At 61.8% G+C, this 24,971-nt stretch carries 24 protein-coding genes; 13 read left to right on the forward strand and 11 right to left on the reverse strand.

Annotated elements, in window-relative coordinates; genetic code table 11:
- The first annotated feature begins 26 nt into the window (after positions 1–26).
- On the forward strand, positions 27–1,241 hold the full coding sequence (locus SynA1825c_RS01100) for an O-antigen ligase (protein WP_255477013.1): 1,215 nt from the start codon (positions 27–29) through the stop codon (positions 1,239–1,241).
- Complete coding sequence (locus SynA1825c_RS01105; RefSeq protein WP_186469928.1) at positions 1,238–3,634, forward strand: UvrD-helicase domain-containing protein; 2,397 nt, start codon at positions 1,238–1,240, stop codon at positions 3,632–3,634. Before SynA1825c_RS01100 ends, SynA1825c_RS01105 begins: the two co-directional genes overlap by 4 nt.
- Before the next feature lie 24 nt (positions 3,635–3,658).
- Here SynA1825c_RS01105 and selD read toward each other — a convergent pair whose 3' ends face one another.
- Together selD and galE are read right to left on the reverse strand one after the other, a co-directional pair.
- Entirely contained in the window at positions 3,659–5,788 is a 2,130-nt protein-coding gene (gene selD, locus SynA1825c_RS01110) for a selenide, water dikinase SelD (RefSeq protein ID WP_186469929.1), read from the reverse strand.
- Entirely contained in the window at positions 5,785–6,852 is a 1,068-nt protein-coding gene (gene galE / locus SynA1825c_RS01115; protein WP_186469930.1) for a UDP-glucose 4-epimerase GalE, read from the reverse strand. Before galE ends, selD begins: the two co-directional genes overlap by 4 nt.
- Positions 6,853–6,927: 75 nt before the next feature.
- On the opposite strand from galE, the gene hisS reads away from it, so the two are divergent.
- From hisS to SynA1825c_RS01130, 3 genes are read left to right on the forward strand one after another with little or no spacing between them, the layout of a single operon-like run.
- Complete coding sequence (gene hisS / locus SynA1825c_RS01120) at positions 6,928–8,253, forward strand: histidine--tRNA ligase (protein WP_186469931.1); 1,326 nt, start codon at positions 6,928–6,930, stop codon at positions 8,251–8,253.
- 36 nt (positions 8,254–8,289) lie between these two features.
- Positions 8,290–9,732, forward strand: coding sequence for a nucleotide sugar dehydrogenase (locus tag SynA1825c_RS01125; RefSeq protein ID WP_186469932.1), 1,443 nt, complete (start codon positions 8,290–8,292; stop codon positions 9,730–9,732).
- A complete protein-coding gene (locus SynA1825c_RS01130; protein WP_186469933.1) occupies positions 9,729–10,772 on the forward strand; it encodes an NAD-dependent epimerase in 1,044 nt (347 codons plus the stop codon). Before SynA1825c_RS01125 ends, SynA1825c_RS01130 begins: the two co-directional genes overlap by 4 nt.
- A gap of 110 nt (positions 10,773–10,882) precedes the next feature.
- Here SynA1825c_RS01130 and SynA1825c_RS01135 read toward each other — a convergent pair whose 3' ends face one another.
- From SynA1825c_RS01135 to SynA1825c_RS01160, 6 genes are all read right to left on the reverse strand, one after another.
- Positions 10,883–11,083 (reverse strand): photosystem II reaction center protein J, encoded by a 201-nt coding sequence (locus SynA1825c_RS01135; RefSeq protein ID WP_010312227.1) that lies wholly within the window; start codon positions 11,081–11,083, stop codon positions 10,883–10,885.
- Positions 11,084–11,094: 11 nt separating this feature from the next.
- Positions 11,095–11,214, reverse strand: coding sequence for a photosystem II reaction center protein L (locus SynA1825c_RS01140; protein ID WP_066904825.1), 120 nt, complete (start codon positions 11,212–11,214; stop codon positions 11,095–11,097).
- Between the two features lie 17 nt (positions 11,215–11,231).
- Positions 11,232–11,369, reverse strand: coding sequence for a cytochrome b559 subunit beta (gene psbF / locus SynA1825c_RS01145; RefSeq protein ID WP_011932177.1), 138 nt, complete (start codon positions 11,367–11,369; stop codon positions 11,232–11,234).
- 8 nt (positions 11,370–11,377) lie between these two features.
- Positions 11,378–11,626: a cytochrome b559 subunit alpha gene (psbE, locus tag SynA1825c_RS01150; RefSeq protein ID WP_186469934.1), complete on the reverse strand. Its 249-nt coding sequence runs from the start codon at positions 11,624–11,626 to the stop codon at positions 11,378–11,380.
- A 106-nt stretch (positions 11,627–11,732) separates the two neighbouring features.
- Complete coding sequence (locus tag SynA1825c_RS01155) at positions 11,733–12,743, reverse strand: photosynthesis system II assembly factor Ycf48 (RefSeq protein WP_186469935.1); 1,011 nt, start codon at positions 12,741–12,743, stop codon at positions 11,733–11,735.
- A 41-nt stretch (positions 12,744–12,784) separates the two neighbouring features.
- On the reverse strand, positions 12,785–13,168 hold the full coding sequence (locus tag SynA1825c_RS01160) for a rubredoxin (protein ID WP_186470931.1): 384 nt from the start codon (positions 13,166–13,168) through the stop codon (positions 12,785–12,787).
- Between the two features lie 215 nt (positions 13,169–13,383).
- Between SynA1825c_RS01160 and SynA1825c_RS01165 the strand changes: the two genes are divergently transcribed.
- Genes SynA1825c_RS01165 through SynA1825c_RS01175 form a run of 3 tightly spaced genes read left to right on the forward strand, consistent with a single transcriptional unit; the run spans position 13,384 to position 15,068 of the window.
- Positions 13,384–13,746 carry an NAD(P)H-quinone oxidoreductase subunit 3 gene (locus SynA1825c_RS01165; RefSeq protein WP_186469936.1) on the forward strand — a complete coding sequence of 121 codons (363 nt, stop codon included), beginning with the start codon at positions 13,384–13,386 and terminating at the stop codon, positions 13,744–13,746.
- A 30-nt stretch (positions 13,747–13,776) separates the two neighbouring features.
- Positions 13,777–14,523 (forward strand): NADH-quinone oxidoreductase subunit NuoB, encoded by a 747-nt coding sequence (gene nuoB, locus SynA1825c_RS01170; RefSeq protein ID WP_186470932.1) that lies wholly within the window; start codon positions 13,777–13,779, stop codon positions 14,521–14,523.
- Positions 14,520–15,068, forward strand: a complete 549-nt coding sequence (locus tag SynA1825c_RS01175) for an NAD(P)H-quinone oxidoreductase subunit J (protein ID WP_186469937.1) — start codon at positions 14,520–14,522, stop codon at positions 15,066–15,068. Before nuoB ends, SynA1825c_RS01175 begins: the two co-directional genes overlap by 4 nt.
- 44 nt (positions 15,069–15,112) lie before the next feature.
- Here SynA1825c_RS01175 and yvcK read toward each other — a convergent pair whose 3' ends face one another.
- Positions 15,113–16,489 carry a gluconeogenesis factor YvcK family protein gene (gene yvcK, locus SynA1825c_RS01180; protein WP_186470933.1) on the reverse strand — a complete coding sequence of 459 codons (1,377 nt, stop codon included), beginning with the start codon at positions 16,487–16,489 and terminating at the stop codon, positions 15,113–15,115.
- A gap of 235 nt (positions 16,490–16,724) precedes the next feature.
- Between yvcK and SynA1825c_RS01185 the strand changes: the two genes are divergently transcribed.
- Both SynA1825c_RS01185 and SynA1825c_RS01190 read left to right on the forward strand, forming a co-directional pair.
- The gene (locus SynA1825c_RS01185) at positions 16,725–17,468 is read left to right on the forward strand and encodes an ABC transporter ATP-binding protein (protein ID WP_186470934.1); all 744 of its coding nucleotides are present in this window, start codon (positions 16,725–16,727) and stop codon (positions 17,466–17,468) included.
- 3 nt (positions 17,469–17,471) lie between these two features.
- Positions 17,472–18,401 carry an MlaD family protein gene (locus SynA1825c_RS01190; RefSeq protein ID WP_186469938.1) on the forward strand — a complete coding sequence of 310 codons (930 nt, stop codon included), beginning with the start codon at positions 17,472–17,474 and terminating at the stop codon, positions 18,399–18,401.
- Positions 18,402–18,411: 10 nt separating this feature from the next.
- On the opposite strand, the gene SynA1825c_RS01195 is transcribed toward SynA1825c_RS01190, so the two are convergent.
- Positions 18,412–20,589 carry a magnesium chelatase subunit D family protein gene (locus SynA1825c_RS01195; RefSeq protein ID WP_186469939.1) on the reverse strand — a complete coding sequence of 726 codons (2,178 nt, stop codon included), beginning with the start codon at positions 20,587–20,589 and terminating at the stop codon, positions 18,412–18,414.
- Between the two features lie 3 nt (positions 20,590–20,592).
- On the opposite strand from SynA1825c_RS01195, the gene folK reads away from it, so the two are divergent.
- Positions 20,593–21,102, forward strand: coding sequence for a 2-amino-4-hydroxy-6-hydroxymethyldihydropteridine diphosphokinase (folK, locus tag SynA1825c_RS01200; protein WP_186469940.1), 510 nt, complete (start codon positions 20,593–20,595; stop codon positions 21,100–21,102).
- A 1-nt stretch (position 21,103) separates the two neighbouring features.
- Here the strand turns inward: folK and SynA1825c_RS01205 are convergent, their stop codons facing one another.
- Positions 21,104–22,837: an ABC transporter ATP-binding protein gene (locus tag SynA1825c_RS01205; RefSeq protein ID WP_186469941.1), complete on the reverse strand. Its 1,734-nt coding sequence runs from the start codon at positions 22,835–22,837 to the stop codon at positions 21,104–21,106.
- A 78-nt stretch (positions 22,838–22,915) separates the two neighbouring features.
- On the opposite strand from SynA1825c_RS01205, the gene SynA1825c_RS01210 reads away from it, so the two are divergent.
- Both SynA1825c_RS01210 and SynA1825c_RS01215 read left to right on the forward strand, forming a co-directional pair.
- Entirely contained in the window at positions 22,916–23,476 is a 561-nt protein-coding gene (locus SynA1825c_RS01210; RefSeq protein WP_186470935.1) for an NUDIX hydrolase, read from the forward strand.
- Positions 23,477–23,490: 14 nt separating this feature from the next.
- Complete coding sequence (locus SynA1825c_RS01215) at positions 23,491–24,969, forward strand: FAD-binding domain-containing protein (protein WP_186469942.1); 1,479 nt, start codon at positions 23,491–23,493, stop codon at positions 24,967–24,969.
- Positions 24,970–24,971: the final 2 nt, after the last annotated feature.

The raw sequence follows: 24,971 nt of genomic DNA on the forward strand, positions 1-24,971 counted from the left end.
GCTGAGTGGCCTTCCTCTGAGCTCCCTTGGCAGGTTTGATCCACAAGCTGCAATCACCCTGGCTGGATCTGCTGCTTCCCCTTTCGCTGATGGGCTTGCTGTGGGAGCGCAGCGGCAATCCCGCGGGCATGGTCTGGATCCTTGCTCTCTGGTGTTGTCTCAAGTTGGTGCGCTGGCTGCCTTCGCAGCCGGTGTATGGCGTGCTGATCGGCGTTCTCGCCGTCATCCTCAGCGCTGTGATTCATCCCGTCAGCGGGTCGGCACCCACAGACCTGTTGCTGGTGCTGCTGGCTTTCGCCGCGGGTCTTCAGCAAACCAAAGATCAGTGGCGGATCGCGCTTTGGCTGGTGTTGGCGACGGTGGTGATCTCGCTGCCATTTGTGGAGTTCTCTCGTTTCAACGGCAACTTGGATGCCATCCCCTGGTCGACCCTTCGCGATGCGTTGCCCCAGGGAGCGGTCCGCATTCAGAAGATCACCATTAATCGTTCTGCCTATCTCTACGGCTTGTTCGCTCTGATTGGTTACGGGCTTTGGCGTTCTGAGCGGCATTTCTGGCGATCGGTGCTTGCAGCAGTGCTCGGGTCTGTGAGCTTTGTGCTCGCTTTCGGATCGGGCTCCAGAGCGGCGCTCTTTTTCCCTTTGGCAACAGTCGTTGTGACTGAGTTGTGCTGGCGTCATCGCTACTGGGTGGCCAAGCGAGCCCGGCTTCTGGCAGCTTCGGTGCTGCTGCTCTCGTTGCTGTTCAACCTGACGTTGTATTGGCCGTCTGGGCCTGTTGCTGCCCAAGACCCGAGTGATGTGGGACGAGCCCAGATTGTCCAGTGTTTTTTGCACCAGGCGTTTCAATCGCTGCCTGATTTGGCATCGGGTCAGGGATACGACAGGGTGTCGGATTATTGCGCCGCCAGAGTTTTTCTGCCGGGTTACACCAAGGGAATTCCCCATGCCCACAACGCCTTTGTGCAGGCTTTGGCCGATCAGGGCCTGGTGACGCTGGCGCTGATGGTGATCGCGCTGGCGTTGATTTTTCAACGCCTGTTGGTGGGTCTTGGTAGTGATGCCGCACCGCTCTGCCGGACAGGTCTGGCTTGTGCTCTCTACATCCTGGCCTCCTCCCTGGTGGAGTCGACGCTGCTCCAAACATCTCTGCAGCAGGTGGTCAGTGGCTATTTGCTGGCCATCGCCTGCGTAGCTCCACCGGCGCCGATGCAGGAGAACCCCCGTACCATCAGCCCATGAGCTTTCTCGCCGGCCTCAACGACGCCCAGCGCCTGGCGGTCGATCACCATGAAGGCCCGTTGCTGGTGGTGGCAGGGGCCGGCAGCGGAAAGACCCGGGCTCTCACCCATCGCATCGCGCACCTGATCGGTGAGCACGGTGTGGATCCCGCACAGATTCTCGCGGTGACCTTCACCAACAAGGCCGCGCGCGAGATGAAGGAGCGGTTGGAATTGCTTCTGGCTCAGCGACTGGCGCAAAGTCAGTACGGCCAGCCCTGGAGCACCCTGCCGCCAGTGGAGCAGCGGCAACTGCGATCGCGCATCTATCGAGACGTCACCAAAGAGCTGTGGATCGGCACGTTTCACGCGTTGTTTGCGCGGCTGCTGCGTTACGACATCGACAAATTCAAGGACGCCGAAGGCCTGAGCTGGACCAAGCAGTTTTCCATCTATGACGAGGCCGATGCTCAGAGCCTCGTCAAGGAGATTGTCACCCAGGAACTTCAGCTCGACTCCAAGCGCTTCGAGCCCAAGAAGGTGCGCTGGGCCATCAGCAATGCCAAAAACCAGGGTTGGTTGCCGGAGGAGCTGGAAGCGAATGCAGAGGGGCAACGCGGCAAGCTCACTGCCGACGTCTATCGCCGTTATCGCAGGGCCCTGGCCGCCAACAACGCCCTTGATTTTGATGATCTGCTGCTCCTACCGGTGCAGCTGCTTCAGCAGAACGAACAAGTGCGTGGCTACTGGCACCGCCGCTTCGCGCACGTGTTGGTGGATGAATACCAAGACACCAACCGCACCCAGTACGAGTTGATCAAGCTGCTTGTGACGGGTGGCAAGGATCCCCAGCATTACGACAACTGGTCGGGTCGTTCCGTGTTTGTGGTGGGCGATGCTGACCAAAGCATCTACAGCTTCAGGGCCGCCGACTTCACGATCCTGATGGGTTTTCAGGACGATTTTGGCGATCAGGCCCCCGATGGGGCCACCCGCACCATGGTGAAGCTGGAGGAGAACTACCGCTCCACCGCCACGATCCTGGAGGCGGCCAACGCCTTGATTTCCAACAACACTGAACGGATCGATAAGGTGCTGCGCCCCACCCGCGGTGAGGGTGAATTGATCTCTCTGACGCGCTGCGACGATGAAATCGCGGAAGCCGAAGCCGTTGTGCACAGGCTGCGGATGATGGAAGCCGCCAACCCTGAGCTGAGCTGGGGTGACATGGCATGCCTTTATCGCACCAATGCCCAGTCGCGTGCGATTGAGGAATCCCTGGTGCGCTGGCGCATTCCCTACGTCGTTGTGGGTGGTCTGCGCTTTTACGACCGGCGTGAGATCAAGGATGTGCTCGGCTACCTGCGTCTGCTGATCAACCCCGCCGACACCGTCAGCCTATTGCGGGTGATCAATGTGCCCAAGCGGGGCATTGGCAAGACCACCATTCAGCGGCTCACTGATGCCGCCAACCAGCTGGGGATTCCGCTCTGGGATGTGGTGTGTGACCCAGAAGCGGTGCGTTCCCTCGGAGGACGTTCAGCCAAAGGTTTGCTGCAGTTCTGTGAACTGATTCACGGTCTGCGGGAGCGGCTGCACGACACGCCGCCGTCTGAGCTGATCCAACAGGTGATGGAGAAGAGCGGTTATGTCAGTGAGCTGATCACCGAAGGCACGGACGAGGCCGAGGAGCGCCGGCGCAACCTCCAGGAGCTGGTCAACGCCGGCTTGCAGTATCAGGAGGAGAACGACGAAGGCGACCTGGAAGGGTTTCTGGCATCGGCTGCGCTCGCCAGTGATGCCGACAGCAAGGACACCGCTGCGGATCGGGTCACCTTGATGACCCTGCACAGCAGCAAGGGTCTGGAGTTTCCGGTCGTCTGTCTGGTGGGGATGGAACAGGGACTGTTCCCCAGTTATCGCTCCCTCGATGACCCAGCATCGCTGGAGGAAGAGCGCCGCCTTTGCTACGTCGGCATCACCAGGGCTAAGGAGCGTTTGTTCCTTTCCCATGCCAGTGAACGGCGTCTCTGGGGCGGGATGCGTGAACCGGCTGTGCCCAGCGTGTTCCTGTCAGAACTGCCGGAAGCCTTGGTGCAAGGCGACATTCCCCGTTCCGGGGGAGCCGCGATCCGCCGTGAGCAGCGCCTTGAGCGACTCACGCGCATCGATCGCGACCAACCCAGCGCATCTGCGGGGGCACCGGCCAACGCCGTGCGGCGCCGTCAGGCCGGGCCGGCTCCTGGCAAGAGCTGGTCGGTGGGTGATCGGGTGATGCACAGCAATTTTGGGGAGGGTCAAATCACCCACACCTTTGGTAGTGGCGAAAAGGTTTCGATCGCTGTGAAATTCGCCGGCATGGGGCCCAAGATCCTGGATCCGCGTCTGGCTCCGATTGAGCCCGTCGACAGCTAGGAACCCTGATGAACCAGATCCGGTTCAGCGCGTTGTCACCCAGCCGATCTCACCCCAGGCCGTGCCGTCTTCGTTCAGCAAAACCGCGGCACTGTTTTCGGGCACGCTGATCAGCAGGGGCCCGCAGGTTTGAGGATCCACCAACAGCTCCAGCAGGGCCTGGTGGCGCGGACTTCCACTGCGGATCCCGCTCAAGTTCAGATTGACGCTTCCGTCATCCAGTTGAGCCCAGGCGCGCCGGTTGGCAGGGGCCATGGTGCTGGCCTGACCACTTTCCAGCAAGTCGAGGGCTTGGGGTAAAGCGGGAATCGCAAGGCCGTCGAGCACCACGCGCAGCGATCGGTTGCGCAGCATTTCTCCCAGGTGGCCCAGCAGTCCGAAGCCGGTGATATCGGTGGCAGCGTGAACTGAGCCAGGCTGCTGGCTGTCGAGGGTCTGAAGCGCCTCCACCAATGGGTGCTGACTAGTGGTCATCTGATCGAGGGCTGCATCCAAGGCAGCTGGCTTTGCTGCGCTGCGCATGGCCGCGGCGAACAGCACGCCGGTTCCTAGTGGGCGGCTGAGCAGCAACCGGTCTCCGGCTTGCAATCCGGCTTTGGGCCAGGGCGCATTCCTGGGCTGACCGCTCACGTTCAGGATCACCTGCACCGCTCGGCTGAGTGGTGGGGGAGCCGCGCCGTCTCGGGCTTCCAGGGTGTGCCCTCCGATCAGCTGGGCGCCTTGAGGTTCAAGGGCTGAGCGGATGCCGGCAAGGGTCTGCGCCAGCAGCATTTCCTGGGTGTGTGCCGCGGTTTCTGGAAGGGTGATCACGGTCTGTGCCGCCGTGACCAGAGCGCCGCAGGCCCACAGATCGGAGCAGGCATGCAGGGCGCTGAGGCGTCCATTCAGCCAGGGATCACTGATCAGGGCTGGGAAGCCATCCACGCTCTGCAGCACTGGCGCCATCACACCGGCAGCGCGCATGGGCAGCACAGCCGCATCCTCCGGTTCAGAGCCCAGGCTGCCGATCCCGGCTTGTTTCAGGGCTCGTTCCAACGGCGCTCCAGGCAATTTGGCCGCACAACCTCGGCAGGTCATCTCCGCGGTGTCATCCATCGCTTCGCTGCTTTCGAACATGGCCATGAAGTGGGCGTCAATCGAGCGTTTCCAGCGCCACAGCAGCGGATGGGGACCAAAGAGATGGGATCCCCGCAGGCCCCAGGCCGTTGGCTGCCCGTTCTGGAAGCCCCCTAGCAGTTGCAAGGCCTGGCGCTGTGGCGTCCAGGGCTTCAACGGCTCTCCTTTGACCGCCGCTTCCAGATTGCGTGCCAGGGGCACAGCGGCCCGGACGGCCCAGACGCCCGATGGAGCGCGGGGATGGGCATCCAAAACGGCGCAGTCTCCCGCGGCGAGCACCTGGGTTTGTCCGAGCACTTGAAGGGTCGCCCTCGTGCGCAGGCGGCCAGTGTTGGTGCAGCAGGCCAGTCCGCTCTTCGTTAGCCAGGTCGGCGCCTGGCTGCCGGTGCAAAGCAGACCCGCTTCCGGTTGGGTCTGCGTCGGGGTCTGGTGTTCCACCAGTTCAATCTCGGCTTGGCGGAGCGCTCTCTGGAACGCTGCTGGCAAGCGATCGCTGATGGCCTGGAGTTTTAACGGGCGCTGCGGCCAGCGCTGCCGCAGGGCGAGGACCGTTTCCATGGCCGCCAGGCCGCTGCCCACCACCCAGAAGGGAGCGCTCGCCACTGCTGGAGAGGTCATGGCGAGGTCCTGTTGCTGCAGGTATGCCAGTGCGGGTTCCAGGGGTTTGATCGGTACGAGGCCATCCACCGCAGCCGGACTGGTACGCGTCACGGCACCCAGGTTGAGACTGAGCCAGTCGTAGGGCAGGTCGAGACGTCCGAGCAGCTGCAGGTGCCTGGCGGCGATGTCGAGTCCGGTGATCTCTGCAATCACCAGTGCGACTCCGGCCTGGTCAGCGAGATTCCTGAGGTCGACCTCTACCTGATTGCGTTGATAGAGACCTGCGATCAGCCCTGGCACCATGCCCGAATACAGCACTGTGCTGGACCGGCTCACCAGGGTGATCAGGCCCTGGGGGCGTTTCTGAGGACGCATGGACCACCGGCGCAACAGCAGGGCGTGGCTGTGGCCTCCTCCCGCCAGCAGTAGACCACTCATTCGCGTTGGCCATAACCCGCTGGATTCGCGGATTGCCAGGCCCAGCCGTCACGGCAGATGTCATCGAGGGAACGCTCGGTTCTCCACCCGAGTCGCCGCAGTGCCAACGATGGATCGGCGACGGTGATGGCGGCATCGCCAGGTCGGCGATCAACAATGGTGTGGGGGATCGGTTGCCCGCAGGCATGGCCGAAGGCGTTCACCACCTCCAGCACTGAGATGCCCCGACCGCTGCCGAGGTTGACTGTGAGCACCTGGGGCGCTTCCGACAGCAGGCAGTCGAGGGCTGCCTTGTGCCCCTCCGCCAGGTCCATGACATGGATGTAATCCCGCACGCAGGTGCCATCCGGGGTGGACCAGTCGCCTCCAAAGATTTGCAGACGCTCGCGGCGTCCCACGGCTACCTGGCTCACAAAGGGAAAGAGATTGTTCGGAATTCCCAACGGGTCTTCCCCGATCAGGCCGCTGGAATGAGCACCGACAGGGTTGAAGTAGCGCAGACAGGCGATGCGCCAGCGGTCCGGTGCGCTGGCGGCGAGGTCACGGAGCAGACGTTCCACGGCGGCTTTGGTGTGGCCGTAGGGGTTGATGGGCTGCACCGAAGCTGTTTCCTGGATTGGCACCCGCTCCGGATAGCCGTAGAGGGTTGCACTGCTGCTGAACACCAGCGTGCGGCACGCGAAGGTGTCCATCACCCGCATCAGCGTCATGGATCCACCCACATTCACGCTCCAATAACGCAGCGGGTCTTGGACCGATTCTCCGACGGCCTTGAGTCCTGCAAAGTGCACCACGGCTTCGATGGGATGGCCGCTGTTGAGCGCCTGCTGAAAGATTCTGTCGAGACACTGACGGTCGTTCACATCGCCCGTCACTGTGCGCAGCCGTCGTGACGCGGCATTACCAGGAGGCAGGTGGCTCAGCGTCGCGACACGTTCGAGGGCATGAGCGGAGCTGTTGCTGAAGTCATCGAGCACGATCAGGTCATGACCCGCTTCGAGCAGCACCACACAGGTGTGGCTGCCGATGAAGCCGGCCCCTCCAGTGATCAGTAGCTGCGTCATCATTTGACCCTATGGCAAGGATCCTGGGTTGAGCGTCGGCTGAGGGGCAGACTGGTCAGCGGTCTCGAGGATTGCGTGAGTCAGCTGCAGAGCCTGCGCGGCATGGTGGATCTGCTGCCCGCCCAGACACATCGTTGGCAGGCGGTAGAGGCCGTGGCCCGTGCACACTTCGGCCGCTCCGGGTTCGAAGAAATCCGCACACCGCTGCTCGAGGTCACCGAACTGTTCGCTCGCGGCATTGGTGAGGCCACCGATGTTGTCGGGAAGGAAATGTATAGCTTTCAGGATCGTGGTGATCGATCTTGCACGCTGCGTCCTGAAGGCACGGCGTCGGTGGTTCGATCCGCCGTTCAGCATGGCCTTCTCAGCCAAGGCGCTCAAAAGCTTTGGTATGGCGGGCCGATGTTCCGGTACGAACGTCCTCAGGCCGGTCGTCAGCGTCAGTTTCACCAGATTGGCGTGGAGTGGCTGGGCGTCAGTTCCGCCCGCAGTGATGCGGAAGTGATTGCTCTGGCCTGGGACCTGCTCGATGCCCTCGGTGTACGCGGCCTGGAACTGCAGATCAACAGTCTCGGCACGCCGGACGATCGCCAGCGTTACCGCGATCAGTTGGTGTCTTGGCTCGAAGCCCGTTTTGATCAGCTGGATCCTGAATCCCAGCAACGCCTCACCACCAATCCCCTGCGCATCCTCGACAGCAAGAGCACGATGACTCAGGAGCTGTTGAGTAACGCTCCCACCCTGTTGGATGCCCTTTGCGACGAGAGCGCTGCGCGGTTTGAGGCCGTGCAGCGTTTTCTGAGCGCTCTGGGAATTCCCTATCGAGTGAACACGCGCCTGGTCCGAGGACTTGACTACTACGGTCACACCGCCTTCGAAATCACCAGCGATCAGCTGGGTGCGCAGGCCACCGTCTGTGGTGGTGGCCGCTACGACGGACTTGTTCAGCAACTGGGTGGTGCCGCCACCCCCGCCGTCGGCTGGGCCCTGGGAATGGAGCGGTTGCTTTTGGTGTTGGAGGCCGCTGCTGCTGCCGATCCGCAAGGGCCCGCGGCACGTCTGACGGCGGCAAGGCCTCCAGACCTCTATCTCGTGAATCGAGGGGACCAGGCGGAAGCCTGTGCGCTGGTGCTGGCCCGGCAACTGCGTAGTGAAGGCATTGCCGTGGAACTGGACGGGTCTGGGGCCGCTTTCGGCAAGCAGTTCAAACGCGCTGACCGCAGTGGAGCGGCCTGGGCGGTCGTGATCGGCGATCAGGAGGCGGAAGCCGGATCGCTGCGCTTAAAGCCTCTGCTCGGTCAGGGTGCAGAGCAGACCTTGCCGTTGGCCTCTCCGGATGCTCTGGTTGCCATCCTTCAGGCCGGCAACGCGATCCTTAGCAGCGACCAGGATCAGCGATAACCTTCCCCGATCCGTCGGCTCTGCCACAGCTACTCGATGTCTGCTGCCCCTATCCGCTCCATCTGCTGCATCGGTGCTGGTTACGTGGGTGGCCCAACCATGGCGGTGATCGCTGACCGCTGTCCGGATGTGCAGGTGACGGTGGTTGACATCAACCAGACCCGCATCGACGCCTGGAATGACAGCGATCTCAGCAAGCTTCCGGTTTATGAACCTGGCTTGGATGCCGTGGTGGGACGCGCCAGGGGCCGCAATCTTCACTTCTCCACGTCGGTGGACGACGCTATCGCCGCGGCGGACATGGTGTTCATTTCCGTAAACACCCCTACCAAAACCAAGGGCCTGGGAGCTGGGCAGGCCAGTGATCTGCGCTGGGTGGAAGCCTGTGCGCGGCAAGTGGCCAAGTCGGCCACTGGTCACACCATTGTGGTGGAAAAGAGCACCCTGCCGGTGCGTACGGCCGAGGCGGTCAAAGCGATCCTGTCTGCCGCAGAACAGTCCACTAGCGGCGCTCAGCGCAGTTTTGCGGTCCTTTCCAACCCCGAATTCCTCGCGGAAGGCACCGCGATTCCTGATCTCGAATCACCGGATCGTGTGTTGATCGGGGGTGAGCACCCCGACGCCATCGATGCACTGGCTTCGGTGTATGGGCAATGGGTGCCCCAGGAGCGCATCCTGCGCACCAATCTCTGGAGCAGTGAGCTTTCCAAGCTCACGGCCAATGCCTTCCTGGCGCAACGAATCAGCTCGATCAACAGTGTGGGGGCCCTCTGTGAGGCCACCGGTGCCGACGTGCGCGAGGTGGCCAAAGCGATTGGCACCGACAGCCGCATCGGCCCCAAATTTCTGCAGGCTGGCCCTGGCTTTGGCGGCAGCTGCTTCCAGAAAGACATCCTCAATCTGGTTTATCTCTGCCGACATTTCGGTTTGCCAGATGTGGCCGACTACTGGGAATCGGTGGTGACGGTCAACACTTGGCAGCAGCACCGCATTGCGCGCACGGTGGTGCAGAAGCTGTTCGGAACGGTGACCGGCAAGCGATTGGCGATTCTCGGTTTCGCCTTCAAGGCCGACACCAACGACACGCGCGAAGCCCCGGCCATCCGGATTGCCCAGGATCTTCTCGAGGAAGGGGCACAGCTAGCAATCCATGATCCGAAGGTGGATTCCGAGCAGATCGCCCGTGATCTCAAGCTTCCGGCTAGTTCCGCTCCCGATGCTGAATCCGGTCCCACGCGAGCAGCTCTGAGTGGAGAAGGTACCTGGTGGCCTAGTGACGAGATCGCTGCGGCAGTGAGTGGTGCTGACGCGGTGCTGATCCTCACTGAATGGCAGCAGTATCGAGATCTCGACTGGTGTCAGTTGGCGCCTCTGATGCGTCAGCCCGCCTGGGTGTTTGATGCCCGTTCGGTGGTGAAGCCCGCTGACGTGCTGGCGGCTGGGTTGCAGCTCTGGCGCGTGGGTGAAGGCCAGCCATGAGTGCTGATCGCACCTCTATAACCCGCCCCGTTTTGATCACAGGAGCCGCCGGTTTTATCGGTGCTGCTCTGGCGTTACGTCTGCTTGAACGCGGGGAGCGTGTTGTGGGGATCGACAACCTCAACACCTATTACGACCCTGCGCTCAAGCGAGCCCGGCTGGCCCGAGTGGAAGCGGCGGCTTCTCCTGGCGCCTGGCGTTTCGACCCATTGGCGTTGGAGGATGGTCCGGCACTGATGGCTCTGTTCGCTGAAGAGCAGCCCCGGGTGGTGGTGAATCTGGCCGCTCAGGCCGGGGTTCGCTACTCCCTCGAGAATCCGTCTGCCTACATCCAGAGCAACCTTGTTGGCTTCGGCCACATTCTCGAGGGCTGTCGCCACCACGGCGTGGAGAATCTGGTGTACGCCTCAAGCAGTTCGGTCTACGGGGGCAATCGGAATCTCCCCTTTCATGAGCGACAGCCGGTGAATCATCCGGTGAGCTTGTATGCCGCCAGCAAGAAGGCCAATGAGCTGATGGCCCACACCTACAGCCATCTCTATGGATTGCCGGCGACCGGTCTTCGTTTCTTCACGGTGTATGGCCCCTGGGGACGTCCGGATATGGCTCCCATGCTGTTTGCCAAAGCGATCCTGGCCGGTGAACCCATCAAGGTGTTTAACCACGGAAAGATGCAGCGTGATTTCACCTATATCGATGACATCGTCGAAGGGGTGCTGCGCTGTTGCGACAAGCCAGCAACGGCTAATCCAGCGTTCGATCCTCTGGCCCCCGATCCTGCAACGGCGGAGGCGTCCCACAGGGTGTTCAACATCGGCAACAGTCAGCCCACAGAGTTGCTGCGCTTCATTGAGGTGATGGAACAAGCGCTGGGACGCGATGCAGTGAAGGATTTTCAGCCCATGCAACCCGGCGATGTGGTGGCGACGGCTGCGGACACCCAGGCATTGGAGGATTGGGTCGGATTTAGGCCCAGAACCCCGATTGAAACCGGAGTGGATCGTTTCGCCCATTGGTACCGCGAGTTCTACGCGGTCTGAAGGGATTGGCTTGTTGCGTTCCTTTTGGCTCGATCCGTCTTAACCCCAGGCATTAAAAAACCGACCCAAGGCCGGTTTTCTTGGCGGATGCTGATGAAGAAGACCTTGTTTTAGGCGGAACCCACACCGGTGTAAGAGCCGTAGAAGAACAGGCCCACCACAAAGATCACTGCCATTCCACCGGCTGTAGCCACCAGCCATAGAGGCAGAGTTCCCTCGGTCCAGCGGGAACGCCAGGCAACGGCCGGTCGACCATCGGGAAGACGATCGGGGATGCGACCGTCAGGAAGACCTGATTTCTTACCACTCATGATTTAAGTCCTCAGTTGAAGAAGTAGCTGGAGAACAAAATGCCGGTCACGAATACGAACAGCAGACCCAAATAGAGACTGGTTCTGTTGAGTTCAACGGGCAGGGTATTGGGGTTTTTGTTGCGCTCCATGGTGTTCGGTGGGGTGATCAGCGGCGGATGAACTGCATGGCGGCCAGGGCGCCAAGGAAGAACACCGTGGGAACCCCCAGGGTGTGAACTGCAAGCCAACGCACCGTGAAGATCGGGTAGTTGCGCGGCGTGGACGTGGCGGGAGACTGTGTCATGGATCGAGTTATTTCAGGCGCAGGTCAAGGTCGGACTTGCCTTCGTAGCGCTGGCTGACGACAGGCGCTTTGCTTTCGCTGGCCTGGAAGTAAGCGTCAGGACGAGGAGTTCCAAATGCGTCGTAGGCAAGGCCCGTCGACACAAACAGGAACCCGGCCAAGAAGATGGAGGGAAGTGTGATGGCGTGGATCACCCAATAGCGAATGCTGGTGATGATCTCGAAAAACGGGCGTTCCCCGGTGGAGCCGGCAGCCATGGCTTCGGGTGTATCAGCTCGGTGATCCTAGGGGTAGGGCTTCGACCACTGCGCCAGCCCCCCGGTCTTGGTTACAGAGCGTTGTTTGCCGGGGGCTTGATTGGCCTCAGCTGATGGCAGACCAGCGCAACATCAGGCCGCGTTCGCCCAGTAGAAAGGCGTGGCGTTGGTTGGCGCTGTCGTCGAAGACAAAGCGGGTGAAATTGGTCGGGGCTTGAGCGCTTTCGGGGTCGCGTTCCCAGCTGTCACCGCCATCGCGGCTGACGAGCAGGGTTCCATTGCCGCCGCCGGCCCAGATGACGCCATCGTCTGACCAGGCCATGTCGAGGTAGCCGTAACCATTGGTGATCGGGATGATTGGCTTGCTCCAGCTTTCGTTGTCGCTGGCGTTGTCGTTCAGGCGGATCTGTGCACCGCGGGCCACCATCCAGAGGCGTCCATCCGGTTGATAGCCAATGCTCTGCAGCCGTTGGCTGCTGACCCGTTGGTGCACCTGCCACACGTCCTGACCTTTGTCCCAGGTGGCGTAAAAGTTGCCAAGGCTGCTCACACTCACGTAGGAGCCATCAGCGCTGCGACGCAGGTCGCGCACGGCCCCTGCCGCATCACTCACCTCGGCGTCCCAGCTGCCGCCTCCGTCGCTGGTGCGATAAACGGCGCCCACGTTGGTGGCGAGCTCGGCGCTGTTGGGGCCGAGGGCGGTGATCAGATAAGGCTCCCCGGGCAGCTTCGTGTCCAGGAACAAGCGGGTCCAGTTCTGTCCACCGTCGGTGGTGTGCATCAGCAGTCCCGGTTGGCCGGCAATCCAGCCATCGTCACCGTCGAACGCAATGCTGATCAGGCGGAAGTTCTCCTCATCAGGCAGATCGAGGCTGCGCTCACTCCAGTTGGCGCCGCCATCGTTGGTTTCCAGAATCAAACGGTTGCTGCCGACCAGGAAGCCGTGGTTGGCGTCAGTAAAGGCCACATCCAGGGGATTGGCCTCGGTGTTCAGGTCCACCACTTGCCACGGGCTGGTGGTGGCCGTCGGGACGCGCGTCGTGACGCAGCCGCTCAAGCCGAAGCCGATGAAGGCCACCAAGACCAATTGAGCAAGAGTTTTGAAAAGGGATTTCATTCCGGGATGGGGGATGGCAGGCGTGGGGCCAGTGTCCGTGCTTAGCGCAGGGAGTAAAGGGAGAGAAAGAAGGCGAAGCCCAGGGCAAGGCTCCCGAAGATCAACACATTCTTCTGCCCCGGCGTTAAACGGTTCACGCCCAATCCGAAATTGAGATTCTCTTCGAAGCCGCTCGCCTTAGAGCGGGGGCCAATGTCCCGGAAGGCGCCCACCTTGCTGCGGCACACAGGGCATCGGAAGGTGATCGTGTCCAGATCCTCGAAGGCCGTGCCGACAGGGATGTTCTGTTTTTTTACCCCCTCCTCGGGGTCATACACATAGCCGCAGCTCCGGCACTCAAATCGGTGGGTCCGCGGGTCGCTCGCCTCGTCCGGGACATCCTCGGTGACTGCTTCCCCCTCGGATGAGCTGGTATCGACGGCAATGTCCTCAGCCGACTCGCTTGCCACTGCGCTGTCGTTGTGGCTGCCTTCGAGAGCTTGGCCCTTCGCAGTCGATTCTTCAATTGCTGTGTCCTGAGAGGCTTGTATCTCTTCGCTCACCACAATTGGGCAGGGGAGGTCACTCTATCGACGCTGCCATGGCAAACGTCAGCCCGTGGCTGCAAATGCCAGACTGCCCGCAAATCGGATCGGCCCAGATGTTTGTGCTACCGGGGTATGACGCTTTCCTCGGCTTTTTGCTGATTGCTGGAGCCGTGCCGGTGCTGGCATTGGTCACGAACAAGCTGCTGTCGCCCAGCAGCCAACTCGGAGAGAGGGAGCTCACATACGAATCCGGGATGGAACCAATTGGTGGCGCCTGGATTCAATTCAATATTCGCTATTACATGTTTGCTCTGGTCTTCGTCATCTTCGATGTGGAGACCGTCTTTCTCTATCCCTGGGCAGTGGCGTTTCACCGTCTCGGGTTGTTGGCCTTCATCGAGGCACTGGTGTTCATCACCATCCTTGTTGTCGCCTTGGCCTATGCCTGGCGCAAGGGCGCGCTGGAGTGGAGCTGATTCATGACCTCATCCATTGACCGTTCCGACATGGCAGGTGATTCCCCTTCCATTCAGGCGTTGCGCGATCTGCGCGAAGCCAGTTGTGGACCAGTTGCTGGCGCTGCAGAAGGCGCCCCCACCGTCACGCAGGACCTTAGTGAGAATGTGATTCTCACCAGTCTTGACGACTTGCACAACTGGGCCAGGCTGAGCAGTCTTTGGCCTCTGCTGTATGGAACGGCGTGCTGCTTCATCGAGTTTGCTGCTCTGATCGGCTCCCGTTTCGATTTCGACCGTTTCGGCCTGGTTCCTCGAAGCTCGCCGCGTCAGGCAGACCTGCTCATCGTGGCCGGCACGGTGACAATGAAAATGGCCCCAGCGCTGGTGCGCCTTTACGAGCAGATGCCTGCTCCAAAATATGTGATTGCCATGGGCGCTTGCACCATCACCGGCGGCATGTTCAGCGCGGATTCAACCACCGCTGTTCGGGGGGTAGACAAATTGATCCCTGTAGACCTCTACCTTCCCGGGTGTCCTCCACGCCCGGAAGCCATCTTTGATGCTGTGATCAAGCTGCGCAAGAAGGTTGGCAATGAATCCGTTGCAGATCGTCGTCAGCTCCTCCAGACCCATCGTTATTGCACTGTCGAGCATGCGATGACGGCAGTCGAGCCGATTGTCACTGGTGCTTACCTCAATGCTGAAACGCAGATCGCTGCTCTGAAACCTGGAGCGGGTCTGCCCATGCCTGCGCTCGAAACCGCCGAAGCTGTCACCACCCCTGACCCGTCATGAGTGCCACTCCCGATAAGCCGTCAAAAGCTGACTCACCTGTTGTCACGGCCCCTCAACCTGGTCCCGTGAGTCAGTGGTTGACCCAGCAGGGCTTCGAGCATGAGGTGCTCGAGCCTGATCATCTCAACATCGAGCAGATCGGCGTTGAATCCCTTTTCTTGCCTGTGATTGCGGCCGCGCTAAAGAGTCACGGCTTTGATTATTTGCAGTGTCAAGGGGGCTACGACGAAGGGCCAGGTGCACGTCTCGTCAGCTTTTATCATTTGGTCGCCATGGCTGAAGTGGCCGACGGTCATTCCGATGCCGTTCGCGAAGTTCGCTTGAAAGTGTTTCTTTCCCGTGAAGGCCAGCCCAGCGTGCCAACGCTGTATGGGTTGTTCCGTGGTGCGGACTGGCAGGAGCGTGAAACCTTCGACATGTACGGGGTCAATTTTGAGGGTCACCCCCACCCCAAGCGTCTGCTCATGCCTGAGGATTGGACCGGCTGGCCGCTTCGCAAGGATTATGTGCAGCCTGATTTCTACGAAATGCAAGACGCCTATTGATGCATCCTGGTCATGGGTCAGATCTTGATCTGAGTGATCTGTGTCTAGTGCATCACATGTGAGCCGACTGATGAAGCCGGCTCTTTTTTGTGTCTGCGATAGAAGCGCATGACGGCCAGGGCCAGGCTGCGAGGATCGTGTCGCAATGTGGCTGTGGGCCTGCTGCCCTGCAAGGGGGCTTCCATCACGTCGTATCCCTCGCCTTGCAGTGAACGTCGGTCACAACGGACTGGTTCAGCCCCACGGGAGCGGTAGTGGCTGATCAATGGAGAGTCGCCGATCGGTTCCTGGGCCAGCACGGAATCAAACAGGCGCTGGCTGATGCCAAGCGATGCGAGCTGGGCTTCGATCGCTCGCAGATGCCCGCTCACATCGAGCCCATCGGTTTCACCGGGCTGGGTCATCAGGTTGCAGATGTAAAGGCGTGGTGCGCGGCTGCGTTGAATGGCCGTCACCAGTTCAGGCACGAGAAGGTTGGGCAGCAGCGAGGTGTAAAGACTGCCCGGGCCGAGGAGAATCAAATCAGCATTGGCAATCGCTTCCAGTGCTCTTGGCAGTGCCGGCGGGCGTTCTGGAATGCAGCCCAGGCGCACGATCGGGCTCGGCGCCTTGCCGATGGAGGATTCCCCTTCAATGCGACGGCCGTCCTCCAGCTCCGCCCAGAGCTTCACGTCCACATTGGTGGCTGGCACCACCTGTCCCTGAACGGCAAGCACTCGGCTGGAGGCCGTGATTGCCGTTTCCATGCTCCCCGTAATGGCCGTGAGCGCCGAGAGAAACAGATTGCCGAAACTGTGTCCCTCTAGGCCTCCGCCTGATGAAAAGCGGTACTGAAACAGGCGGGTGAGCAGCGGTTCTTCGGTTGACAGTGCAGCAATGCAATTGCGGATGTCGCCCGGTGGCTGCACGCCCAGTTCCCGCCGCAGCACGCCACTGCTGCCGCCGTCATCCGCCACCGTGACGATGGCTGTGATGTGGCTGCTGTAACGCTTCAGGCCGCTCAGCAGGGTCGAGAGTCCGGTGCCGCCGCCGATGGCAACGATGTTCGGCCCTCGGTTCAGACGGCTTTTGGCTCGCAGGGCATCCACCAGAACGGTGTCTTTCTCCGGAGCCAGGGCCTGCTGGATCGAGCCAAAGCTCCGGCCCTGGCCCCATAGCAAGAGCCCGATGCCGATCACCAGCACCAGAGGGCCGGTGATCCCACGCGGCAGCACCCGGGTGATCCAGCTCAAGGCTTCTTGGATCGCCCACAAAGTCCAGTAGATCGGCTGCAGGTCGGCCCAAACGGCTGCGCCGAGAAGGGCGAGCACAAGGCCGATGCCGGATGTGAGCAGCCAGCGTTTCACCACCAGACCGGGCTGCAGCCAACGCATGGCTCGCCGCGAGCGCATCATCAGATCGCGCTGCCGCTGTGCCTGCATGGCTCGGATGCGTTGACGTTGTCCGCGGCGGATGGGGGTGGTCAAGTGCGATCCAGGCTGAGGGCGTCAGTTCGCTTGCGATGAGCGAACTGTACGGAAGTTGTCCTTAAAGGCCATCCCATCGTTTCAGACACGGCAGGATGGACGCAACATGCATTGCGGCCCTGTGCAGACCCGGCCGGACTTCACACCAACATCCTCCGCGTCTCCTGTCGTAGAGATGCGAAACCTCACCATGCAGTGGGGTCCGAAGCCTGTACTCGACAAAGTGTCCCTGACGATGCAACCGGGAGAGCGCATCGCGGTTGTTGGGCCCTCCGGTGCCGGCAAGTCCACGGTTTTGCGCCTGCTGGCGGGGTTGCAGCTCCCCAATGCGGGGGAACTGCGGTTGTTTGGGGAGCCGCAGACTTATCTGCGCCTGGACCAGCGTCGCCCGCCGGATGTGCGCCTCGTGTTTCAGAACCCCGCCCTACTCGCCTCACTCACGGTGGAGGAGAACGTTGGCTTCTTGCTGATGCGCTTGGGCAGGTTCAAGCCGCAGCAGATCCGCGAGCGTGTTCTGCAATGTCTGGAAGCTGTTGGTTTGAACGATGTGGCGGATAAGTACCCCGGTCAGCTCAGCGGCGGCATGCAAAAGCGCGTCAGTTTTGCAAGAGCTTTGATTGATGACCCCGACCGGGAGGAAGGGGCGATGCCATTGCTGCTCTATGACGAGCCCACCGCTGGCCTTGATCCCGTGGCATCCACCAGGATTGAAGATCTGATCGTGAAGACCACCACGGTGGCGCGGGGCTGCTCTGTGGTGGTGAGTCATGTGCGAAGCACCATCGAGCGTTCAGCGGAGCGGATTGTGATGCTGTACGGCGGCCGTTTCCAGTGGGACGGAACGGTTGAGGAATACCGCGTCACCGATAACCCCTATGTCGTTCAGTTCAGGACGGGTAACCTGCGCGGACCGATGCAACCCTCCGACCACTGAGCCATGCGCCGTAGTGTCCGCGAAGCCATCGTTGGGTTCTCGATCGTTGGAGCGATCGCTGGGTTTGCCGGCACGATGCTGTGGTTAAGAGGCGTTCGGCTCGGCTCTGAAACCTGGACTGTGACGGCTGACTTTCAGAACGCCGGCGGGTTAGCGGCACGATCTCCAGTGACGTTCCGGGGAATCATGGTGGGAACAGTGCGCTCGATTCAGGTCACGCCAATGGCGGTGCGCGCCATTTTGGAAATCAATGATGAATCCCTGCAGCTTCCCCTTCCCGTCAAGGCTGCGGTGTCGTCCGCTTCCTTGCTGGGCGGCGACTCTCAGGTGGAACTCGTGACGACGGGTGTCCCTTTACCCAAAGGGGCACCAGGGCCGAAGTCACGTCGTTGCAAGGGCAGTGAAATCCTCTGCGATGGAGCGACCATTCGCGGTGAATCCGCTGCGAGTCTCGCCACGATCACCGCCACCCTGGAACAGCTGTTGAGTGAGGCGCAAAACGCCAACCTGATTCCTGCGTTGGTGGAATCCACCAAGCAGTTCGGCATTACCAGCCAAGATGCCTCCACGTTCTTGAACACCGCCGATGAGGCGGCTGGGAATGTTGATGCGCTGGTACAGGAGCTGCGCGAAGAATTGGCTCGGGCCCAACCCACGGTTGACAATCTCAACCGCGCTACGGCTGAGGCTGCCGCCGCCGCTGCCAATATCAACGCGCTGGCTGAAGCGTTCAACAATCCTCAGACCGTCGGCGACCTCAAGCAAACGGTGACCAATGCCCGTGATCTCACCGCTCGGCTGGATTCCGTCAGCGGTGACATCGAGCAACTCACCGACGATCAGCGCTTCATGACGGGTCTGCGCAACGTGATGATTGGTTTGGGGGCCTTCTTTGAGGAGGTCTATCCCGCGAAGACCGGACCAGCGAATTAGCCCTCGCCTCTCACGTCACAGAGTTGATGGCATCCATGGCCACCGCGGCAATGGCCTGATCGCTCGCCTTCGGCAGCTGCACGTATTTGCCGCCCGCTGCTTCGGCAAGGTCTTTGCCCATACCACTGCCAATGAATTTGCGCTCGGTGTCGATCACCAGCAGCTTGATTCCGAGCATGCGGTAGCGGCTGGCGACATCCAGCACCTCCTGCTTGAGGTCGGGCTTGTCCTCGCCCTCCAGTTCGGGTTGTCCTAAGGAGGTGCTGAGGGGCACATTGCCGCGTCCGTCGGTGATGGCGACCACAACCACCTGACCCAGATCACCGGTGGCGAGCGCATTGGCGCCGACCCGGGCCGCCTGGGTGAGACCGTGGGCCAGCGGTGAACCGCCCCCACAGGGCATCGACTCCAGCCGTCGGCGGGCTGCGGTGATTGAGCGTGTTGGCGGCAGCAGCACCTCAGCCTGATCGCCGCGGAAGGGGATCAGAGCCACTTCATCGCGATTTTCGTAGGCCTCCGTTAACAGACGGATGACCGCCCCCTTGGCGCTTTGCATTCGGTTCAGTGCCATCGAGCCACTGGCATCTACCAGAAAGATCACCAGCGCTCCAGCCTGACGCTGCAGAAGCTTGGCCCGCAGATCGGCTTCCTCGACAATCACGGTGCGGTCCGGTTGCCGTTCGCGTCTCGCCTTCTGATAAGGCGCTGCAGCACGAAGGGTGGCGTCGACAGCGATCCGACGCACCGGGCCGCGGGGCAGCATCGGCTTCACATAGCGGCCGCGGCTGTCGCTGAGCACAACGGAACGGCTGCCGCTGTTGCCGCTTTTGCTCTTGGCGGCGTTGAACAGCAGCAGGTCGGAGTCGATAGCAACGGCTTCGGGATCGAGCATGAATTCCTCAGGCACTGCCGGTGGTGCCTGGTCTTCATCCGAGTCGTCGTCGTTGTCGTCGTCGTCAGGGTTGTCGTCGCTGTTGTCTTCAGGTTGATCGTCCTGGTCCTGGTCAGACCCTTCCGGCGGGGGTGGCTGGTCCTCCGTGTTCTGTTCGCCGGCGTCCGGTGGCGGTGGTGGCGTCTCGTCTTGGGGCGGCTCCGGCGGCGGCGGCGGCTCCATCTGCTGATCCGGGGGCGGCAGCTGTGACGCCCTTGGTGCGATCACCAGGGCCACCGCCACCTGCAGATCCTCGGCGTCAACTTGATCCCGACCGCTTAGCGCGGCGTGGGCCTTGGCCACGCGCACGGCGTAGAGCTCGGAGCGATGCCCTTCAACACCGCCGCGGATCGCTTCGGTGACCAGATATTCAATTTGCTCACGGCTGATCGAGACATCCGGCAGCCATTGGCGGGCCAGCAGCAGCTGGGTGGCGAGTGCGTCGGTGTCCTCCTTCCAGCGTTCCGCAAAACTGCGGCTGCACTGGCCATGACTCAGTACAGCGTTGGTGATCTCCACACGCTGTTCGGTGCTCACCAGCTGATCGGCCGACAGGGCGATGGCAAAGCGGTCCAGCAGGTGATCGCGGACGTTGCCTTCCTCGGGGTTGTAGGTCGCGATCAGCAGTGGTCTGCAGGGATGGCTGAGGCTCAAACCTTCCCGTTCCACCTGGTTCTCGCCTGCTCCAACGGCTGCGAGCAGCAGGTTCACGATTCCGTCGTCCAGCAAGTTCAGCTCGTCGACGTAGAGCACCCCTCGGTGAGCTTCCGCCAGTAGGCCTGGCTGGAACACGGGGCTGCCGCTCGCCAACGATGCCGTCACATCGACGGCTCCGACGAGACGATCTTCCGTGATGCCAAGGGGGACCTGGACAAAAGGAGCGGGAATCACCGCGGATGGTGGTTCAGCACTGAGCTTGTCCCTGAGGCCGCTTCCCCATTCTTCCGGCCGTTTCGGATCCAAATTGCGTCCCGGTCCAATTGGCACCGGGGCATGGGCTGGGTCAAGAATTTCAATGGGTGGGAGTAAGGCATGCAGCCCCCTTGCGAGCACCGATTTGCCGGTGCCTCGGCCTCCGGCGATGATCACTCCTCCAAGCCCTGGATCCACAGCAGCCAGCATCAGGGCGAGCTTCAGCGTTCCATGGCCGGTGATCGCCGCCAACGGAAAGGCGCGGTTGGCTTGATCCATCGCTGCTGTGCTTGCCACGCCGCTGGCGACCCCTCCACCTGAAACCATGAACGTTTGCCGGCCCATCGCGTGAGCGCCAGTCTCGCTGATCAAGCTTGTTCTTTGGCAGTGGCGTTGGGGGCCAATCGTCCGAGTGTTGCGGGTAGCCCTCGACAGACGCTGATCCACGTGCGTCCGGAGCTCGAAGCGTTGATGTGCGACTGGACTCAGACCAGCCCGATTCGCCTCAGCTGCTCCTGGTCGCCCCTGCTGGAAACACTTCCGGAAGGAGGGCCGCCTGGTCAGCCGATGTTTTGCAACGCTGTGCTCTTGATCCGCGGTGTGCCAGGCACTCCAGGTTTGGAGGCGGCACTGGCGTTGCTGGATCGTCTCCAAGTGTTGGAGGCGAAGTACGGCCGTGATCGCGACCGGGAAGAGCGTTGGGGGCCCCGGTCGCTTGATCTGGATCTGCTCTTCTGGGGCGATTGGCGGTTGGAGCATCCTCGACTGGTGTTGCCGCATCCACGCCTGCATCTCCGCTCGTTTGTGATGGAACCCCTGCTCGCGGCCATGCAGCGATCCACGCCCTGGCGCTCCTGAATCAGCTCTCAGATGCAACGGTTCCGAGGTCGATCACGACATCGGCCAGGCGCAACAACTCAGGGTCGTGGCTGCTCAGCAGCACCAGCCGCTGCCTGGACCGTTCCTGAATCACCTCGCGCACCTGGACTGCGGCGAGGGCATCTAGAAACGCTGTCGGTTCATCCAGCACGTCCACCGGCCGGTCCCGTAGCCAGGCGCGCAACAGTCCGAGTCGGTGAATCTCGCCCCCAGAAAAGGGGCTCTGGGCCAAAGCCATGGGGGCATCCAGGCCGTCCGGACGATCCAGTAAGTGCTGCAATCCCAGGCGGTGCAGCCAGCTTGCGATCGTGGCGTCCGGCAGGTCGTGGCCCAGGAGAAGGTTGTCGCGCAAGCTGGCTTCAAACAACGCTGCATGCTGGGGCGCGCAGGCCATCAATGCATGCAGTTGCCTGGCGCCCGCTGATCCTGAGAGCTGCCAGCGCTCGCCGCTGCAGGTGATTGTCCAGGCACTGTGTTCTTCCTCCTGCAACCCGCTGATCTGATCCAGAAGGGTGGTCTTGCCGCAACCTGAGGGCCCTGTTACTGCGACCAGCTGGTTGGGGAGCAGGCGCAGGCTGAGGGTTCGGCTGCCGCACGTTGATGTGCTGCACCAGTCCAGCTGCGTCCAACGGTTGCGGTCCAGTGTTGTCAGTGCAGGACCGTCCAAAATCATGCCTTTGCTCTGCTCAGGGCCTGGGCGCAGTTGCTCTCGGCGCAAGCAGAGGGCTTCATAGCCGGGGAGGTTGCCCAGGCACAGGCGCCGGGCCTGGACAACACCACTGAGTGAGGATCCGGCTCGGTATGCGAGCACCAGGGTGGTGGTGAGTACCTCAGGGGTCAGGGCGTCACCTTGCAGGAGCAGCCAGAGGCTGGCGATCGCCACTACGAGCGTGTCGCGCCAGGCGTTGTAGCCCGCGCGGCGGCGCACCCGTTCGCGCAGCAGCCAGCGCCCTTTGGATGTTTCCTGGGCAAACCGATCCAGGAGCCAGTGTTCGGCTGCCGCTGCTCGAACAGCCTTGAGACCATGCAGGCCATCGCCCACGGTGCGCTGCAGTGCCGCATTCAGGCGGCTCTGGATGCGACCCAGACTCCAGCTTCCGGACCGCTGCAAGAGTGCGGCAATGGCGGTGGCCATCAGGGCCAGCAGCAGCGGCCAGGCGGCGGTTCGTCCCACCAGCAGCACGCTGGCCAGATAGATCACCATCGCCAGTAGAGCCTGAAGCATGCGCACCGCCTGGTCCATCCCGAGCGCGGTGCGGTTGATGTCGGCCATGAGCAACGCCAGCAAATCACCGCGGCCGAGTTGATCCAGCTGGTTCGACGATGCTGAGAACACCTGTTGCAGCAGTTGCTGACGCAGGCGATCCGTGAAACCGGAGCGCAGGCGTTCCCGGCTCACAGCCACGCGTCCCTGGATCAGTCCACGCAGGAGGATCAAAGCCACCAGCAGGGCAAGGCTTGCGGTCAGCGGCAAGCTGACGTTCAGCTCCCGGATCGCGTTGGCGTTGGATCCATTGCCAAGCAGCAACGTGATGGCCAGACCCAGCCCTGCGATGTCCAGCACACTGCTGACCGCACTCAATCCGGCCAGGCGGCTCAGATGCCCCCATCCGGCTTCTTGGGCCAGCGCCTTAAGCAGCTGAAGCTGTCGCCGCCGGGGCAGCACGGTGGGGGCAGCTGTTGGGGTAGCGGTGGTTCGCGCGTGATCGTGCAAGGACAGACAGCCCGGCCGGTGATGTGCTGACGATCCTGCCGCGCAACCGCCATGCTGGTGCCCGCTTTGCTCTCTCTCATGGCACCACTGCCGGCCCCGGAGCCCTATGAGCTTCTGGAGACCATCGAAGCTCTGGATGCCCGCAAGGTGCGCTTTGAGCGCAATCGCATCAAGTTGCCGATGGGCGTAGAGGGCATCTTCGGGATCATCCGCCATCCCGGTGCATCACTCGCTGTGCCGATCACCAATGACGGACAGGTGGTGGTGCTGCGTCAGTATCGCTTCGCCGTTCAGGCGCGTTTGCTGGAATTCCCAGCAGGCACCCTGGAGGAGGGGGAAGACCCGCTGGAGTCCATGCAGCGGGAACTCGGGGAAGAGGCCGGCTACAGCGCGGCCCGTTGGGATGCCCTCGGACCGATGCTTCCCTGTCCTGGGTATTCCGATGAGGTGATCCATTGCTTCCTCGCCAGGGATCTCACGGCCTTAGAGAACCCTCCTGCAGGCGATGACGATGAAGACCTGGAGGTCGTGCTTATGCATCCAGCGGAGCTGGATGCCCGACTGGCCTCCGGAGAAGAGTGGCTGGATGGCAAGAGCGTCACCGCCTGGTATCGCGCCAAACAACTGCTCAATCTCTGATCAAGACCACGTCGATGACCGCTTCTCGCACGCTCTTCTGGCACCGCCGCGATCTTCGCCTGGCGGACAACACAGGACTTCAAGCAGCTGCAGCCCTTGGGCCTGCGGTCACCGGGGTGTATGTGCTGGACCCCGCCATCCTCAGTCCTCCCCCTCAGCTGCCGCCGATGGCACCGGCGCGTCTGTGGTTTCTGGTGGAGAGCTTGATGGAACTGCAGCAACGTTGGCAGGAGGCTGGCAGTCGTCTGCTGGTGGTGGCTGGGGATCCGGTACAGCGCTTGCCGCAGCTGGCATCGCTTCTGGAGGCCGCGGCGGTGGTTTGGAGCCGAGATGTGGAGCCCTATGCGCGTGAGCGCGACCGTCAGGTGGCGCGGGCCCTGCAGGCCTCCGGCCACAAGGTGCTGGTCGATTGGGATCAGCTGCTGGTGGCTCCGGAGCTGCTCAAGACCGGAGGCGGTGATCCCTACCGCGTGTATGGCCCCTTCTTGCGCAACTGGCGGGGACAGGTGGAGCGCAGCAATCCCTGCACCGTCGATGCTCCGACGGGGCTGATCGATTTAGATGCTGGCTGTCTTGACGCGTTGCAGACGCCTGAGGGTGAGCTTGGTCGCCTTTGTGCTGAAGGGCAGCGAGAACTGGAGCAGCTCCGCTCCTGCCATGGCTTCCAGGGTGCAGATCTCTGCCCTTGCCGTCCCGGTGAAGCCGCAGCATCGGAGCAGTTGGCTGTTTTTGTCGCTGGTCCGCTCCTGGGTTACGAGCCGGATCGCAATTTCCCCGGGATGCCCGGCACGTCGTTTCTGAGTGCTGCCTTGAGTGTGGGCACCGTTAGTCCTCGTCAGGCTTGGTGCGCTGCGCAGGAGATGAAGGGCGTTGCGCGCAGTGATGAGCAGCGTCAGGCCATCACGGTGTGGGAACAAGAGTTGGGTTGGCGCGAGTTCTACCAGCAGGCGCTGTTTCACTTTCCCGAATTGGCGGATGGGCCCTATCGGGAGCAATGGCGTCGCTTCCCCTGGGACAACAACGAGGACTGGTTTGATTTCTGGAAGGACGGTCAGACCGGCATGCCGATCATTGATGCGGCAATGCGTCAGCTCAACCAGACCGGCTGGATGCACAATCGCTGCCGCATGATCGTGGCCTCCTTTCTGGTCAAAGACCTGATCTGCGACTGGCGCTGGGGAGAGCGCGCCTTCATGGAACTGGAGGTGGATGGTGACCTGGCAGCGAACAATGGTGGCTGGCAGTGGAGCGCCAGCAGCGGCATGGATCCCAAACCTCTGCGCATTTTCAACCCCGCGACGCAGTCATCGAAGTTTGATGCGGATGGTGAGTACATCCGGCGTTGGTTGCCGGAGCTTCGCCATGTGAACACCAAGGATCTGCTCAGCGGTGACATCGGCGCTCTGGAACGTCGCGGTTACCCCGAACCGCTGATCGATCACAAGAAACAGCAGGCCCGCTTTAAAGCCCTCTACGCCACGATCCGATCGTGATG

The sequence above is a fragment of the Synechococcus sp. A18-25c genome (assembly GCF_014280035.1).
Classification (GTDB): Bacteria; Cyanobacteriota; Cyanobacteriia; order PCC-6307; family Cyanobiaceae; genus Synechococcus_C.